The 16,592-nt window shown below is 71.6% G+C and carries 14 protein-coding genes and 1 pseudogene; 13 read left to right on the forward strand and 2 right to left on the reverse strand.

Going from position 1 to position 16,592, the window contains the following annotated elements; all coding sequences use genetic code 11:
• Positions 1-147 precede the first annotated feature (147 nt).
• The 4 genes from CP967_RS00915 (at position 148) to CP967_RS00930 (ending at position 5,708) form a co-directional block, all read left to right on the forward strand.
• Positions 148-672: a DUF5709 domain-containing protein gene (locus tag CP967_RS00915; protein ID WP_150486073.1), complete on the forward strand. Its 525-nt coding sequence runs from the start codon at positions 148-150 to the stop codon at positions 670-672.
• 97 nt (positions 673-769) lie between these two features.
• Positions 770-2,212 carry an NADP-dependent phosphogluconate dehydrogenase gene (gene gndA, locus CP967_RS00920; protein ID WP_150486074.1) on the forward strand — a complete coding sequence of 481 codons (1,443 nt, stop codon included), beginning with the start codon at positions 770-772 and terminating at the stop codon, positions 2,210-2,212.
• A gap of 205 nt (positions 2,213-2,417) precedes the next feature.
• Positions 2,418-4,109 (forward strand): PucR family transcriptional regulator, encoded by a 1,692-nt coding sequence (locus tag CP967_RS00925; protein ID WP_229888427.1) that lies wholly within the window; start codon positions 2,418-2,420, stop codon positions 4,107-4,109.
• 150 nt (positions 4,110-4,259) lie between these two features.
• Positions 4,260-5,708, forward strand: coding sequence for a type III PLP-dependent enzyme domain-containing protein (locus tag CP967_RS00930; RefSeq protein WP_150486075.1), 1,449 nt, complete (start codon positions 4,260-4,262; stop codon positions 5,706-5,708).
• A gap of 551 nt (positions 5,709-6,259) precedes the next feature.
• Here CP967_RS00930 and CP967_RS00940 read toward each other — a convergent pair.
• Positions 6,260-6,616: a GNAT family N-acetyltransferase gene (locus tag CP967_RS00940; RefSeq protein WP_150486077.1), complete on the reverse strand. Its 357-nt coding sequence runs from the start codon at positions 6,614-6,616 to the stop codon at positions 6,260-6,262.
• Positions 6,617-6,649: 33 nt separating this feature from the next.
• A complete protein-coding gene (gene panD, locus CP967_RS00945; protein WP_150486078.1) occupies positions 6,650-7,075 on the reverse strand; it encodes an aspartate 1-decarboxylase in 426 nt (141 codons plus the stop codon).
• A 766-nt stretch (positions 7,076-7,841) separates the two neighbouring features.
• Here panD and CP967_RS00950 point away from each other — a divergent pair.
• The 9 genes and pseudogenes from CP967_RS00950 to CP967_RS00985 all read left to right on the forward strand — a co-directional run bounded on the left by CP967_RS00950 (position 7,842) and on the right by CP967_RS00985 (position 16,592).
• Positions 7,842-8,198, forward strand: a complete 357-nt coding sequence (locus CP967_RS00950; RefSeq protein WP_150486079.1) for a hypothetical protein — start codon at positions 7,842-7,844, stop codon at positions 8,196-8,198.
• Positions 8,199-8,771: 573 nt separating this feature from the next.
• On the forward strand, positions 8,772-10,034 hold the full coding sequence (locus CP967_RS00955) for a hypothetical protein (RefSeq protein ID WP_150486080.1): 1,263 nt from the start codon (positions 8,772-8,774) through the stop codon (positions 10,032-10,034).
• Between the two features lie 261 nt (positions 10,035-10,295).
• Positions 10,296-10,790 carry an IS5 family transposase gene (locus CP967_RS00960; protein ID WP_229888437.1) on the forward strand — a complete coding sequence of 165 codons (495 nt, stop codon included), beginning with the start codon at positions 10,296-10,298 and terminating at the stop codon, positions 10,788-10,790.
• A 1,011-nt stretch (positions 10,791-11,801) separates the two neighbouring features.
• Entirely contained in the window at positions 11,802-12,638 is an 837-nt protein-coding gene (gene uppS / locus CP967_RS00965; RefSeq protein WP_373300391.1) for a polyprenyl diphosphate synthase, read from the forward strand.
• Complete coding sequence (locus tag CP967_RS00970) at positions 12,635-14,101, forward strand: oxygenase MpaB family protein (RefSeq protein ID WP_150486082.1); 1,467 nt, start codon at positions 12,635-12,637, stop codon at positions 14,099-14,101. The genes uppS and CP967_RS00970 overlap by 4 nt, the downstream gene beginning before the upstream one ends.
• A gap of 129 nt (positions 14,102-14,230) precedes the next feature.
• Positions 14,231-14,470: pseudogene (locus tag CP967_RS34425) on the forward strand (IS630 family transposase); the annotation flags it as partial.
• Positions 14,471-14,680: 210 nt separating this feature from the next.
• Positions 14,681-15,256: a recombinase family protein gene (locus tag CP967_RS00975; RefSeq protein ID WP_229888438.1), complete on the forward strand. Its 576-nt coding sequence runs from the start codon at positions 14,681-14,683 to the stop codon at positions 15,254-15,256.
• 1 nt (position 15,257) lies between these two features.
• Positions 15,258-16,046: an RNA-binding protein gene (locus CP967_RS00980; RefSeq protein ID WP_229888429.1), complete on the forward strand. Its 789-nt coding sequence runs from the start codon at positions 15,258-15,260 to the stop codon at positions 16,044-16,046.
• Positions 16,047-16,082: 36 nt separating this feature from the next.
• Positions 16,083-16,592 (forward strand): SUKH-4 family immunity protein, encoded by a 510-nt coding sequence (locus tag CP967_RS00985; protein ID WP_244338951.1) that lies wholly within the window; start codon positions 16,083-16,085, stop codon positions 16,590-16,592.

Below are 16,592 nucleotides of genomic sequence, written 5' to 3' on the forward strand. Positions count from 1 at the left end.
TGCGCCCGCCCCCGGGACCCGCTTCCGTTGCGTCCCGCCCGGGACCGGAGTGGAATTGCATACAGGAACCCTGTTCAGGGCGCACTCCACCCGGCGCCCGGCACCGCGGCGGCACAGGACCCCCCGTCCGGACGGAGAGGACACGCGATGACTGACACCGACCAGGGGGACGGTGCGACGGCCGGCCCCGGACCGGGGACGGGCGCATGGGGGGACGACGTCTACCAGCCCCAGGACGACGCGGCCTCCGACCCCGTCGAACAGCTGGACGTGGAGGACATGCTGGACGACTCCGGGCTCACCGACCTGCTCGACGAGGGGTACTCCCCGCCCGAGCGCCCGCTGGCGGTCGGCGACCAGGGCACCACGGCGTCGGAGCAGCACACCGGTGAATCCCTGGAGCGCCGCCTGGCCAGGGAGGTTCCCGATGTGTCCGAACCCCCCGCGGACGGGCCGGGTGACCTTGAGGACGGTGACGGCGAGCTGTACGACAACCAGGTCGGCACGGACCGTTCGGGGCGCCTCACCCAGGGGGGCGACGGGCACGTCCCGGCGCCCCTCACCGCCCAGGACGTCGGGATCGACGGCGCGGCGGCGTCCGCCGAGGAGGCGGCGGTGCATGTGATCCCCGAGGAGAGCGACCTGCTCCCGGGCGAGGAACGCGCGCACTGAGGACACCCCCTCCCGCCGTGTGGGCGCGCGGGAGGCAGGGCAGGCGGACGGAACCCACCCCGCACCACACCTCCGAACGGATTGCAGGAGCACACAGATGAGCGGTACCGCACAGATCGGCGTCACCGGGCTCGCGGTGATGGGCCGCAACCTGGCCCGCAACTTCGCGCGCAACGGCTTCCGGGTGGCCGTGCACAACCGCACCACCGCGAAGACCGACGCCCTGATCGAGGAGTTCGGCGGCGAGGGGGACTTCGTCGCCGCGCACACCCCCGAAGAGTTCGTCGCCGCCCTGGAACGCCCCCGCCGTCTCATGGTCATGGTCAAGGCGGGAGATCCGACCGACGCCGTCATCCGGGAGTTCGTCCCGCTGCTGGAGGCGGGCGATGTCGTCATCGACGGCGGCAACGCCCACTTCGAGGACACCCGCCGGCGCGAGAGGGAACTGCGTGAACACGGCATCCACTTCGTGGGGGTGGGCATCTCGGGGGGCGAGGAGGGCGCGCTCGAAGGACCGAGCATCATGCCGGGCGGGTCAAAGGAGTCGTACGCCTCGCTGGGACCGATGCTGGAGCGGATCGCCGCACGCGCCCAGGACGGCACCCCCTGCACCACCCACATCGGCCCGGACGGTGCCGGGCACTTCGTGAAGATGGTCCACAACGGCATCGAGTACGCCGACATGCAGCTCATCGCCGAGGCGTACGACCTGCTGCGCTCCGTGGCCGGCTACTCCCCCGCCCGGATCGCCGAGACGTTCCGCGGCTGGAACACCGGCCGTCTCGACTCGTATCTGATCGAGATCACCGCCGAGGTCCTGGCGCACACGGACGCCGCGACGGGCAAGCCGTTCGTCGACGTCGTGCAGGACCGGGCGGAGCAGAAGGGCACGGGCCGCTGGACGGTGCAGACCGCGCTCGACCTGGGGGTCCCGGTGTCGGGGATCGCCGAGGCCGTCTTCGCCCGCTCGCTGTCGGGCCACGCGGACCTGCGGGAGGCCGCCCGCACCCTGCCGGGGCCGACGGCGTCCGTCCTGGGCGAGGCGGAGGCAGCGGCGTTCGCGGACCGGGTCGAGCAGGCCCTGTACGCGTCCAAGGTCGTGTCGTACGCGCAGGGCTTCCACCAGATCAGGGCCGGCGGCGAGGCGTACGGCTGGGACATCGACCTGGGCGGGGTCGCGTCGATCTGGCGGGCCGGATGCATCATCCGGGCCGCGTTCCTGGACCGTATCCGGGCGGCGTACGACAGCCGGCCCGGCCTGGTGAGCCTGCTCCTGGACCCCCGGTTCGCACGGGAGACGGGCACCGCCCAGGACGACTGGCGCGCGGTGGTCGCCGAGGCCGCGCGCCAGGGGGTCCCCACACCGGGCTTCGCCGCGGCCCTCGCGTACTACGACGGCCTGCGCGCCGGCCGGCTGCCCGCGGCGCTCACCCAGGGCCAGCGGGACTTCTTCGGGGCGCACACCTATCGGCGTACGGACCGGGAAGGGTCCTTCCACACGCTCTGGGGCGGCGACCGGTCGGAGGTCCCGGCGGGGTGACCGGGGCGCGGCCCGGCCGGAGGGAGGAGCGGGCGCCGGACCGGCCCCTCCCGCCGCGCCGGGTCCTCTCCCCCGTGCCGGGCCCCTTCCGCCGTGCCGGGCCCTCTCCCCCGTGCTCGGCCCCTTCCCCGTACCGGGCTCTCCCCCGTCCCCGGCCTCTTCCGCCGTGCCCGTACCGGCTGCGCGGTCCCCGTATGCTCGCCCCGTGACCAGCAGCCCGCCGCCCGGGGAGCCGGGACCGGAGCCCGTGGACGCCCGCGGGATCTCGCTCCGCCGGATCCTCGCGTTCGACGACGGGGGCGCCCTGCGGTTGCTGCTGGGCCCGGCGGAGGCGGACGTACCGGTCCACGGGGTGGTGTTCGGCGACTCCGGCGGCCAGGAGGCCGGTTCCGGGGGCCCCGGGAGCCGGGACGCCGAGGGGCAGGTGGTGCTGGCCGTCGGTCCGCCCGTGTCGGCCCCGGAGGCCGCCGCGGCGGTGCGGGAAGCGGCCCGGCGCGGCGCCTGTGCGGTGGTGCTGCGGGACACCGAGGGCGTGCCGGCCGCGCCGGAGGTACTGGCGGCGGCCCGCGCGTCCGGACTGGCCCTCCTGGTCCGTGCGCAGGGGACCGACTGGGCCGACACCGCCTCCTTGCTGCGCTCCGCACTCGCACGGTCCGGGGCGCGGGGCGGAACCGGGGACGAGCTGCCGCCGCCCGGTGACGGCCTCGGGGCGCTCGCCGCGGCCATCGCCGCGTCCACGGGCGGCTCGATCACCATCGAGGACACCTCGTTCCGGGTGCTGGCGCACTCCGCCACCCTGCCGGAGGCCGACGGGGTGCGCCGGTCGACCATTCTGGGCGGCCGGGTCCCCGAGGAGCGGATAGCCGAACTGCGGCGCAGCGGGATCCTGCGGGCGCTGTGGACCTCGCGGGAGGTGATCCGGCGCCCCGCGAGCGAGGACGGCCCGGAACGGCTGATCATCGCCGTCCGCAACGGCCCGGAGGTACTGGGATCGATCTGGGCGGCCTCGGACGGCCGCAGCCTCTCACCGCTGGCCGCCGAGGCCCTGCGCCGTTCGGCGGACGCCGCGGCGCCCCATCTGATCCGGCACCGGCTGCGGGAGAGCGGGGCGGTCCGCCGCAGGGACGAAGCGCTGCGGGGACTGCTCCACGGACACGGGGACGGCCCCACCCACGCCTGGTCCCTGGGCCTGTCGCCCGACACCCCGTGTGCCGTGGTGATCGCGGAGAGCGCCAGGGCCGCCGACGCCCCCGCGGTACGCCGGTCCCTGGACGTCCTGGCCCTGCGGGCGGCCTCCTACCGCGCGGGGACATCGGTCCTGCGCGAGGCCGGGCGCCTGCTGGTCCTCCTGCCGGTGCCTTCCGGGCACAGCCGTGAGGCACTCGGGCTGGCCAGGGAGCTGGCCGCGCCGGCCCCGGTGCCGGGCGGCGTGCCGGTACGGGCGGGCGCCGGCCCGGTGGTCGCCTCGGTGCTCCTGGCGGCCTCCTCCCACGAGGAGGCGGCACTGGTCGTACGGGTGCTCCGGAAGCGGGAGCGGCGCGGGGAGGGCGGCGACGGCGCGCGGTACGCCGGGCCGGCCGAGGCGGGCTCCGGACCGGACGTCCTGCGGATCCTGGACGCGGTGCGGCCCCTGTGGGAGTCGGGCTCGGGCCCCGTACACGAACTCGTACGGGCCGACCTCGCGGCGGGCGGGGTTCTCGTCCGGACCCTGGATGCCTACTTCGACGCGGCGGGGGACGTGACGCGGGCCGCCGAGCTGATGGTCGTCCATCCCAACACGCTGCGTTACCGGCTGCGGCGGGTGCGGGAGCGGTTCGGGGTCGACCTGGACGATCCGGACACGCGTCTGCTGGCCACGCTGGCGGTCCGGCTGTGCGACGAAGCCGGCGGTCCGTGACGGTGAAGAGGGCGGGCCGGCGTTCCGGACGGGTGAGGGGCGGCGGTTCGCCGGGAGCCTGAGGGCTTTTGTCCGTACGGCCGGAAATGATGGCGCATCTTGTCCGTCCCGACAAAGACCCGGAGAGCTGCCATCGCCGACTCTCACCGTATGCATCCGGAGAACTCCGCCACGAACGCGGACACCGCCGCTTCCCCCGACTCCCCCGTCCCTCTCGCCTCCCCGGTCCCTCCCGTCTCCCCCGTCCCTCTCGCCGCCCCCCTCTCCCGTACCGCCGGTTTCGCCGGGGCTCTCCGTCAGGCCGTGGCCGACGGACTGCTCGGGGAGGACCGGCCCGTCGCCGGTTTCCTGGACACCGACGGGGTACGGCGCTCGGTCTCCGCCCTGCGGGAGGCCTTCGACGCGGTGCCCGGTGCGCCGGTCCTGCACACCTTCGCCGCGAAGGCGTCCTCCCTGGTGCCGGTGCTGCGGCTGCTGGCCGCGTGCGGGATGGGCTGCGAGGTGGCGAGCCCCGGCGAACTGCGGCTGGCCGTCGAAGCCGGGTTCACGCCGGACAGGATCGTCCTCGACTCCCCTGCGAAGACCCGGGAGGAGCTCCGGCTGGCCATGGCGCTCGGCGTGGCGGTGAACGCGGACAACTTCGCCGAACTCCGCCGGATCGGGGAACTCCGCCCGCCCGAGTCGGGCTCCGTCTTCGGGCTGCGGGTGAACCCCCAGGTGGGCGGCGGTTCCATCGGGGCGATGAGCACGGCGACCGCCACCTCGAAGTTCGGTGTGGCACTGCGTGATCCGGGGGCGCGTGAACAGGTCGTCCAGGCGTTCGCCGACCGTCCCTGGCTGACCCGGCTGCACGCGCACGTCGGTTCGCAGGGGTGCCCGCTGGAGCTCATCGCGGAAGGCATCGCGCAGACGTATCTGCTGGCCGAGGAGATCAACGAGACGCTCGGAACACGGCAGGTCACCGGGATCGACATGGGCGGCGGTCTGCCGGTCAACTTCGACGGCGAGGAGGACCGGCCCGCCTTCGCCGACTACGTGAGGGTGCTCAGGGCCGCCGCTCCCGGGCTCTTCGACGGGCGGTACGCCCTGGTCACGGAGTTCGGCCGGTCACTGCTCGCCAAGAACGGCTTCATCGGGGCGCGCGTGGAGTACACCAAGGACGCGGGCGGACGCCGTATCGCCCTCACCCACGCGGGCGCGCAGGTCGCGACCCGGACCGTCTTCATGCCCGACGCCTGGCCGCTGCGGGTGGGCGCCTTCGACGGGGAGGGCCTGCCCCGGAGCGGGCCGCCGATGGTCCAGGACGTCGCGGGGCCGTGCTGCTTCGCAGGGGACGTCGTCGCCCACGCCCGGGAACTGCCGGAGCTGCACGAGGGCGACTTCGTGGCCCTGTACGACACGGGCGCGTACTACTTCTCCACGCCCTGGGCCTACAACAGCCTGCCCCGCCCCGCCGTGTACGGCTTCACACACGGCGGGGGCGCGGACGGCCGGGTACGGTTCGCCACGGTCCGTGACGCGCAGACGCTGGACTCGGTGGCGGCCGAGAGCGGGCTGGCCCACGCCGACGCCCTGACCGGGCCGGGCCGACGGCCCTGACCGGCCCGCCTCCTGGGGCACCGGCCGCTAAAGGCTGTCCCGTAATCCGTGGTGGAGCAGCGTGCGGCGTCAGACGCGGTGCATCGCAAGGCGGAGGGGCGTCCGCATACTGGATGTATGCGGACGTTCCGACAACGCCGCGAGGTGCCGTGGCTGTCGTCGCGCGCCCGCCAGGGATTACGGGACAGCCTTTAGCCGCGCTCCGGGGGCGGGGCCGCCCGGCCGGGAGCCGGGACGCGCCTCACCCCGCCGGTGAGGGCTCCGGTTCGGGATCCGGCACAGGATCGGGGGCCGGTCCCGGCGGCTGCGGGATCGGATCGGGCGCCGGGCCGGGGGGCACAGGCCCCGGTGGCACCGGAGGCGGGGACGGCACCGGTGTGGGCGGCCCCGGCACAGGCGGTGCCGGGGTGGGCGGCACCGGGTCGGGATACGGATGGGTCATCTCGTCCTCCAACAGCGACGGGTCCGACGCGTGGATCTCCTCTCCACCGTCTCCCCGTGCGGCTGCCCCCGCCTGCCGAGTCCATTCACCGGACGGCCCGGCCGGCGGATCAGAGCAGCTCGGGATGCGATTCCAGCTGCCGCCGCGCCCCTTCCACCATCTCCTCGGGCACCGCGGGCGCCAGGTCGGGGTGGCGCTGGGCCCACTTCACGACGTACGGGCAGAGCGGCACGACGGGCACGCCCTCACGCGCCGCGATGGTGTACAGCTCACGGGCGAGCGCACCCCCGATGCCCCTGCCCTCGTACTCCGGCTGGACCACGGTGTGTACGGGGACGAGCGCCCCGGGCTCCGGGTACATCACGAAGTAGGCGATGACCCCGGCGGCCGTGCCGTCCTCGTAGGCGACCAGCTTTCCGTGCTCGCGGTCGTCCCGGATCTCGACCGGGTTGTTCTCTGCTGCCATGGCGGTGCGCTCCCTGGTGCGGTCGGTGGTCGTCTACGACACGGCGGGCACGGCGTGCGGGCTCCGCTCGGTGCGGGAGCCCGGCACCGGTGCCGAGGCGTCGGCCCCCAGTGCCACGATGCGGTTCCGCGCGTCGACGTGCACGACACTCGGCACGAACGCGCGGGCCTCGGCGTCGTCCACCTGGGCGTAGCTGATGAGAATGACCAGGTCACCGGGGTGCACCAGGTGAGCGGCCGCGCCGTTGATACCGATGACGCCGGAACCGCGCTCACCCTCGATGACATAGGTCTCGAGCCGGGCCCCGTTGTCGATGTCCACGATGTGGACCAGCTCGCCGGGCAGGAGGTCGGCCGCGTCCATCAGATCGGCGTCGATCGTCACCGAACCGACGTAGTGCAGATCGGCCTGGGTCACGGTGGCCCGATGGATCTTGGACTTGAACAGAGTACGCAGCACTTGGGACTCCTCTGAGACGGCTCCCTGCCTGCTTTATGCAGGTCAAGGGCAGTCTCAACTGTACACCGGCATACGCCGAACCATGTTTGTGAGGAACATCGCTCCGGTCGGTCGAGACGGGGTCCCTACCTTGGCCTTTCCCTTCACTCAGGCGTCTGTTGGAGCGATCACCCCGGAGCGCGTAGGGATTCGTACTGACCGGATGCCGACTTACCTGATGAGTCATCAGGCATGCGGGAGTCCTCGCTGCACACGGCCGACGCACGCCCACGCACCACCGAACTGCCGGGCACCGACATCGCTCCGCCTCGCGGAGCACGGCCCCTTTGGCCATCAGCCGGTCGGCGCTCGACCGCTCCGGAAGCCGGCTCTCTGCCCGTCGCCCGTCCGAGGCCCCTCGACAGCATGGAACTCGCGAGCGACGGCTTCCCGCCCGGCGGGCCCGCGAGCCGCAGGCTCGGTAGGAAACCGACCCGGGCCGGCGACGCACAGCCCATTCGGCGCTGAGAGTGGAAGCGCCTATGGGCCCGGCTGCCGGCATTGCTGTAAGCGGGTAGGGCTGAGCGCCTGGGACGCGAACGTCTATTCCATGATCCGGCAGAACCCATCAGCACGCGGCCGGTCGCGACGCGATAAAACGGAACAGCAGGGTCTCCCCCGGTGGTCGTCATGGAACCGGACGACAGCCGACAGCCACGCGAGCCGATTCTGAGGGAGAACCCCGAACCAGGGCTCGCCGCTCGCCCTGAAGCGCGAGAATCGCCGCATGGTCCGCTCATACCCCCGCACTCCTTCCTCCGACCGCGAGGATGCAGGGCGCCTGCGCAGTGAAGCAGCCGAGGCCAAGCACACCGCCGCGATGCGGGCGGCCGGATACGAGCCGCTGGAGCCCTGTCCCGGGAACGGGAAGCCGTGGCGGTCCCGGCACCTGCCGTGCGGAAACATCGTCTCCCCGCGACCGGCGTATCTCAGCGCTGGACGGGTCGGGTGCGCGGAGTGCGCGAAGGAGAGCCGCCGGGCGATCTTCCAGGAGCGCGCCGGCGGGGCCGGGCGGGCCGAGGCGGACATGCGGTCGGTCGGTCTGGAGCCGATGGAACCCTACCGCAACAGCCAGACGCCATGAAGCTGCCGATGCACCACGTGCGGGGCCGTCGGCACACCACGGCTGTCCTCGGTCCGCAACCTGATCAAGGAGAAGGTCGCGTCGGGCTGCGCCACGTGCAACCGCAGGGCCCGAGGCAGACGGCAACGCGAGGCCAATGCCGAAAAGGCGGAGGCCATGATGCGCGCGGCGGGGTACGAGCCGCTGGAGCCGTACCCGTCCGCCGCCGCGTTGTGGAGCTGCCGCCATGCGGCTTGCGGCGAGGTGGTCCGGGTGAAGGCGTCGAGCGTTCGCAGCGGCTACGACCCGTGTCCGGTGTGCCGGGCGGAGGGGTACAGGCAGCGGGCTGCTGCCCGCCGTACCGACCCGGCCGAGGCCACCGCCCTGATGCGGGCGCATGGCTTCGAACCCCAGGAGCCGTACCCCGGTGCTTCGATGGGCTGGCACTGTCGCTGCACCACGTGTGGGAAGGAGTCGAAGCCCCTGTACTCCGGAGTCAAGGGCCGCGGGTATGGTTGCGGACACTGCGCGGGAAGCGCGCCGCTCGACCCCGCGGCGTGCGCGGCCGAGATGCGGGCGGCCGGATTCGAGCCGATGGAACCTTACCCCGGCAGTGACAAGCGGTGGCTGTGCCACTGCCCGAAGGGGCATGAAGCGCATCTCCGGCTGACCGGTGTCCGAACCGGCAAGGGCTGCCGGATGTGCGCCACCCACGGCATCGACCTAGCCGGACCGGCGAAGCTCTACGTCGTCACCCACCGCAAGTGGAAGGCGGTCAAGGTCGGCATCGGCGCCTGCACCGGCTACACCTCCCGCCTCTTGCAGCACCAGCGTCAAGGGTGGCAGCTGTACCGAGCCGGTGACTTCACGACCGGCGCCGCCGCCTACGACGTCGAGCAGGCCGTCCTGGACCACCTGCGCGGCGCCAAGCTGTGTCCGTTCCTCACCAAGGACGTCATGCCGAACGGATGGAGCGAGACCTGTTCCACCGATCGCGTCACCGCGGATGAGGTGTGGGCCATGGTCGAGGAGGAGACCCGCCGCGCAGCGGGCGACTACGCTCCCCGGGCCGGCGCCCGGCCTCGGACCGCCTTACTGTTCGACGCGGAGGCTGCTGCCGAGGAGATGCGCGCCCGCGGGTACGAGCCGCTCGTGTCCTACCCGGGCCGTACGAACGCGACTTGGCCGGCCCGGTGCACCACGTGCGGGCACGAGGGCCGGCCCACCTTCAACGCCGTGCGCAACAGGGGGCAGGGCTGCCGCATCTGCCGCACCAGAGCGGCGCAGGCCAAGCGCGCCGCGGCGACCGCCCTCAAGGCGGAGGGGATGATGCGAGCGGTCGGGTTCGAACCGCTGGAGCCCTACCGTACCGGTCAGACTCCTTGGCGCTGCCGCTGCACCGCCTGCGGCCGCGAGAGCACCCCCACCTACTCCAACGTCAGCAACGGAGGAACCCGCTGCCGTTTCTGCTCCTCGAAGTCATCGAACGCCGAGCAGGCCGCGGCAGGAATGCGAGCAGCAGGGTTCGAACCGCTGGAACCCTTTCCCGGCCGGGCCACGGACCCATGGCACTGCCGCTGCTCCTGCGGGAACGAGGTCATGACGCGTCTGTCCTTCGTCCGGTCAGGAACGAAGGGATGCAAGAAGTGCCCTCGGACCGGCGGCCGAACTGATCCGGCGAAGGCCGCTGCCGAGGTGCGCCAGGCCGGGTTTGAGCCGCTCGAGACCTACCCCGGAAAAACCACCGACCGGTGGCACTGCCGCTGTGCGTGCGGGGCCGAAGCCACGGTGACCTTGACCAGTGTCAGACGCGGCCGAACCAGGTGCGCGACGTGCCCCAGGAACGACGCCAACTGACCGGAACGACCGCTGCGTCCGCCGACTGCGCCCACCCCCGACAGGCATACCCTGACGCGCGCCGGAGATCGCGTCAGGACTTCCGTCGTCGGCATAAGGAAAGGCCCCTGTTCACCAGTTACGTCCACCGCCCCGCGCACGTCGCCGACCTGGCAGCCGTCCTGTGCGAACTCGCGATTTCTGACGCTACCGGCCTCCTCCACCTAGGCCGTGCTCTGGAATTCGGCTCTGCTCCTCGTCCCGCATCGCGATGATCGTGGTGTGGGGCGAGGGGATCTTTCTGACGACCAGTGGGCCGTACTGAAGCCGCTGTTGCCGGTCGCGGTTCCGGGGCGGCCGCCGTTGGACCGGCGGAAGCTGATCGACGGGACCCGGTGGCGGGTGAGGACCGGTGCTCCGTGGCGGGATCTGCCGTCGGAGTACGGGCCGTGGCAGACGGTCTACGGACTCTTCCGCTACTGGCTGCGTGACGGCACCTGGCCCGAACTCCTGATCCGGCTGCAGGCCCGGGCGAACGCCGCAGGGCTGATCGCATGGGAGGTCAATGTCGACTCCACGATCTGCCGGGCCCATCAGCACGCGGCAGGCGCCCGCCGCGACGGACAGGCCCGAAACGAGCCGCCGGGCGGAATCCGCACCGAGCCAGACGACCACGGTCCGGGTCGGTCCCGGGGGCTTCACCACCAAGATCCACCTGGCCTGCGAGCAAGGTCAACGGCCGCTGCCTTTGCTGGTCACCGCGGGTCAGCGTGGTGACAGCCCTCAGTTCGCCGCGGTTCTGGAAGGCATCCGGGCACCCCGTACCGGACCCGGACGCCCCCGTGTCCGGCCGGTGCGGGTGCGGAGCCGTACCCCCGCAAGGTGAGCATGAGGGGCGCGAAGCGCTCTTCCTCGTCCGGGCCTCTCGCACTGACCAGTTGCGCCAGACCCTCCGGGGTGTACCGGACGGTGGCCGGCAGGCCGGCGGCTTCGACTTCCGCCGCGCTGGAGAGGCAGAACCCGCACAGCCTGCATGCGAGGCCACTGGCTGCGAGTTCCAGTCGAACAGCAGGGAGTTCGCGTCCACGGCCAAGACCAGGGCGGCGGCGTCCTTCCCGCAGGCCGGGCACTGGCTCAGCGTCTGGAACAGTGCACTGCCCAGGCTCACCGCGACCACGACCAGTCCCTCTTCGCCCATCTCCTCAACTGCGCCTTGGACCGCTCCCTCGGGCAGGTCGGCGAAGCGCGTCTTGAACAGCTGCCGGCACGGAGAGGGCGCGGTGGAGGGGGTCGGCCGAGCGGAGGTGGACGAGAGCGAGCAGTGCTTGCTTGAAACAGCCGGGCCCGGGTCGGCGGGTGTGGCGTGCCGGACGGGGCTCGTGCAGTAGGCAGGGCAGGCAACATGCTCGACGAGTTCGTACGAGACGTCGAGCACCGCTCGATACGGGACCAGCAGGGCCCCTCAGGTCGCCGGTGTGCTGAGTGGAATCACCACGCCGACGACGAGGGCCCTGCCTCGTCACCACACCCGCTGACCAGCCCATTCCACTCCTGCGGAACAGGATGAAAGAGGTTCAGTAAGCGGGCGGTTACGTGGAGTGGGAAGGCGCGTAAGGAAGACGACACCGAAGGAGATCGAACATTTGAGTCAAGGGTGACGGCTCACCGTTCGGCCGGTCAGGACCCTTCCGTGCCGTCAGACTCCTGGGAAGGAACGCTCCGGTGGGGCGTGCGTATGGGTGATACGGGGTGGGCGTGACCGAGCGGGGTAGGGCCGACCGCGCCGCTTTGGGCGAGATGGGGCTGGGTGTGACGGATCACGGCGTCCACCGCGCACGCACGGCGGCGGAGGACGGCCTTGCCGGGCGACGGTACGGCAATGATCAGCGGCGGGACGAGGGGCCGGCGCGTGCGGTGCCGCGGCACGTAGCCTGCGTGATGGACGGCAACGGCCGCTGGGCTCAACGGCGTTCGCTTCCACGAACGGCGGGCCATCGGGCTGCCGAGACCACCGTCATCGACATCATCGAGGCGGCCCGGGCGGCCGGGGTCGAGTGGCTCAGTCTGTACGCCTTCTCCACCGAGAACTGGAGCCGCCCCGGCACCGAGGTCGACTACCTGATGCGCCTGGTCCGCCGGGTTGTGCGCAAGCACGCACCGCTGCTTCTCGCCCGCGGCATCCGCTGCCGATTCCTCGGGGCCGCCGACCCGCGTATCCCCCGGGAGCTGGCCCAGGACTTCGACGATCTGGCGACGCTGACCGCCGACAACCAGGGGATGACACTCACCGTCGCCTTCGACCACGGCGGACGCCGAGACATCGTCGAGGCCGCCAGGTCGCTGATCCGCAACGGGACACAAGCCGAGGAGGTGACCGAGCGGCTCTTCGCGGACCACCTGCCGTTCCCCGACACTCCCGACGTCGACCTCGTCATCCGCACCTCCGGCGAGCAGCGCATCTCCAACTTCATGCTCTGGCAGGTCGCCTACGCCGAATGGGTCTTCCCCGACGTGCTCTGGCCGGACTTCCGGGCCCCTGACTTCCTCGCCTGCCTGCACACCTACCGGCGCCGTGACCGCCGCTTCGGCGGCGTCCCGGCCCAGACGAACGGAGACCCCTCATGACGACTGGAACCACGGGAACTGCTGACGAGACACCCCTGTCCGCCCCGAGAACGCAGTTCCGCGCCTTCTTCGACGATCCGCGCTGGGCGCTGGCCATAATCCGCGCCACCGTGCTGGAGGCCGCCCACCCGCAGATCGGCGCCGCCCTCGCCGACAACTCCACCTTCGTCACCCACCCCTGGCGCCGGCTGCGCAACACCTTTCTCAGCATGCGGCGCATGTTCGACGATGACCCAGCGGTACGCGAACGGGAGGCTGCCCGGCTCAACAGGCTGCACGCCCGCATGAGCGGCTCCGACACCCGAGGCCGCTCCTACGACGCCATGGACCGCGCGACCCGCGCCTGGGTGGTCGCCACCCTCTACGAGAGCGCCGTCACCATGTGCCGACTGAGCGGTCAGCCGCTCGACCAAGACACCATGGAGCGCATGTACGCCGAGTACCGCGCCTACCTCGCCGCGCTCGACGGCGACGCCGGGGAACTCCCCGAGGACCTGAACGACTTCTGGCGGTACTTCGACAGGGTCGTCGAGGACGAGCTGGAGAACACCGAAGCAGCCAGCATCATCCTCTACCGGCTCTTCGACCACCTGCCCGCCCCGGCACTGCTCGAAGGCGCGCCGACACTGTGGGCGGCCGGCCGGGCCGTCGTCGGTCCGCTCCTCGGGGCGATCACCGTCGCCTCGCTTCCCGAGCCCTACCGGCGCAAGGCCGGCCTGCCCGAGATGCCCGGCGCCCCGACCCTCATGCAGGGCGCCTACCTCGCCGCCGGGCTCACCCGTTTCCTGCCCGAGGGCTGGATCAACGCCGAAACCATCATCGAGACCCTCTCCCTCCCGCCCGACAGCGATGACCCCCGCGCCCGGACCGTGACCGCGCTGCGCGCCCGCATGAAGCGGGCATCGGCCCTGCTCCGCCTCCTCACACCACTGAGCGGTGACACGGCCCCCGGCCCGGCCCCGGCTACCTCGGTGCCGGCAGAGGGCCGGCGCTCGGCAAAGGAGTTCTTCCGTCAGGTGCTGGACCAGACCGGCGACGGCCACCTCGACTGGCCTGACCTCGCCGCCATGGCACGGGAACTGGCCACCCGGCTTGATCTGGACGAACCCGAGGAGACCCGGCTCTACGACGCCTTCGCCGCCTGGTGGCGCGAGCTCCAAGCCGCTCTCGACACGGATGGTGACGGCCGTGTCAGCGCCGACGAGTACGCCGCCGCCGTACCCTCCCTCGCCGGTCCAGCGCTCATCCGCGTCGCCGAGGTACTCTTCGACGCCACCGACAAGGACGGCAGCGGGACCATCAGCGAGGCCGAACACCGGGCACTCTTCCGCACCGCCTTCCACCGCGACCTCACCGCCACCGACGGCACCTACGACCGCAGCGCCTTCGTAGGCGACTTCCTTTCCTTCATGTCCGGCCGCCGCAGGAACACCGCGTATGACCCCCTTCTCACCGACGCCTGACGGACTCGCACATGCTGGTGGCCACGGCCGCACACTTCATACCTACATCCGGGTTTGCGGCTCAGGCGGCGGCGAAATCTCCTCGATCGGCAGGACCTCCCGGGCGAGTGCTTCTCATCCACGCATTCGTCGCTCACGGCGTTGACCTGCTGCAAGCCCGGCCACCGGTCCCGGCTGATCTGCCGGGGCCGCCGCGACGACAGCCGACGCGGCGGACGTGAAAGATTCTCCTGGCTCGACTGCCGGGACCTGCTGATCGCCGCCTACCAGCGACTCGGCAGCCCGGTCGTGCTCCTCCGGGGCAACCTCGACGTCCACGGAGTTGCCGGTCCGCCGGAGTGCACCGCCTCCCGGGACCGGCTGACCATCTACAGTGCCGTTCATGGCTCTCGGCAAGAGGGTGTTGGCCATCACCGCGTCAGGGTACTGACAGTGGCTTGCCCCGGTGTCCGTAAGGGGAATCCTCAACGAACAACGATGATCTCGCCTGATGGGAGAGAGGCACCCGCGCTGACGGCGTCTCATTCAGGGTGTCCGGTGATCTGCACGCTGAGCGGGGGCTTATCGTACGCTCCCGGCGTGGGCGAACGCGTCGGCTACGCGAGGTGCAGTCCGGATGAGCAGGACCTCGCCGCCCAGCGCGGGGCCCTGCTCGGTCTGGACGTCCCGGAGGAGCAGATCTACCTGGACCACGGTCCGACCGGAACGAGCAGCGACCGGCCCGGCCCGGCCCAGGCCCTCGCGGCGGTCCGCGCCGGCGACACTCTCGTCGCCCCCAGGCTGGACCGCCTTGCGCGCTCGGTACCCGGCGCCCGCGGCGTCAAGCTCTCGCTCGGCGGCACGCTCTACGACCCCGCTGACCCGATGGGCAAGATGTTCTTCGACATCCTGGCCGCTTTCGCCGTGTTCGGAGCGGGCCTCCTGCGCATGCGCACCCGGGAAGGCATGGCGGTGGCGCGGGCCAAGGTCAAGCTCAAGGGGAAGCAGCCCAAGCTCACCGCCCGCCGGCAGAGCCACCTGGTCCAGCAGCACCAGTCCGGCGAACACACCATCGCCGGCCTCGCCGAGCTCTTCTCCGTCAGCCGCGCCACGGTCTACCGCGTCCTTGACTGCCACCGGAACGCAGCTACGCCGTCGACTCCCGGTGGGCAGTGACGTGCTGCCCTACGTTTATCAGGTTGCCAAGTACGACCCCGCCGACCGCGACCAACACGGCCACCACGCCTGCACCGAGGACACCACCAGCGACCACGGGCCGGTCGAAACCGCCTACCTGCAGGCCGTCGCCGCCTTCGCCGAGGACAGCGGCGTCGACCAGCTGGCCATCCGCGAGCCGCAGCTCGGAGGCTTCGCCCGCTTCGGCCTGGAGCCACCAGTCGACGGCTACGGCCTGGCCGGCCTTTTCCCCGCAGGCCCCGCCGGATTCCACGACGGGGCACTGGTGCCGATCGATGTCGGCTTGGAACTCGTCCGAGCGATGCTCCGCGACAACGGCGCCTGGTGCCGGCTGGAAGCGGAGGGAGAGTTCACAGTGCACGTCGGCTGGGACCAGTACCTCTACCTCAGCAGCAGCCGGCCCTGCGAAGCCACGCTGACCCGCACGCGAGCACTCGGCCTGTTCACGCAACGCCTGGACGCATCGCCGTACGACTTCGCCCCCGAGGACCCCGCATACGTGCAGCGCCCTGCCGACGCCGGCTTCTGGACCCGCCTCGGCTGGACCGTCAGCGCCCATCGCGCCACGTTCCTGGAGGAGACCTTCGCCCTCAACGCCTCCCGATGGCACCGCCTGAGCCGCGACAACATCAAGACCGTGCGCTCCCGGCTGACCCCACGCGCACAGTTGTCCGTCTGGCCGGACCTGCTCACCGACGTCGACACGGCCGTGGCCGCCCTGCCCGACGAAGGGCTGGGTCCTGTCCGATGGGTCGTCCGCGCGGTCTGAAAGGATCAGATGGACGGATCGAGTAGGGGGCGCCGGTTGCCGAGCGCGCTGTGGCTGCCATATGACGCGAGTTCTCTCGCGCGCCTGGGTTTGGGCGGTGAGGCGGTGTCTGGGCTGGGCGAGCGAGGGTTGCCGTCCGACTGCAATCGCATGTTCGTGCGGAACGCGGGCCGGGAGCTGGAGGTCCGCGACCTTCCGCCGGGTCGGGCTGCGTTCCTCGGCGCGTTCGAGGACGGCGTCAACACGTACTGGCTGCTGATCGACAGCGGCGAAGTCTGGATGGTCCGCGGCTATGAAGGCGATGGGGACCAGCAGTACGGGCTGGTCAACTCTTCGGTTGTCGGTCTGCAGGACGTCCTGGAGGTGTGGGAGGCGTTCGCCTGCTCGGGAAGGACCGATGCGGACGACGACTACGAGGACTACGTCGAAGACGTGCTTGAGCGGGCCAGGCAGAGTGATCCGGCGGTGTTCGAGGACGACGAAGCCTGGTGGTCACGCGTTTTCGAGGAAGTCGAGCTCGGCGTCTTGGTCCCGGAAGACCAATAG

This window comes from Streptomyces nitrosporeus (assembly GCF_008704555.1).
GTDB lineage: Bacteria > Actinomycetota > Actinomycetes > Streptomycetales > Streptomycetaceae > Streptomyces > Streptomyces nitrosporeus.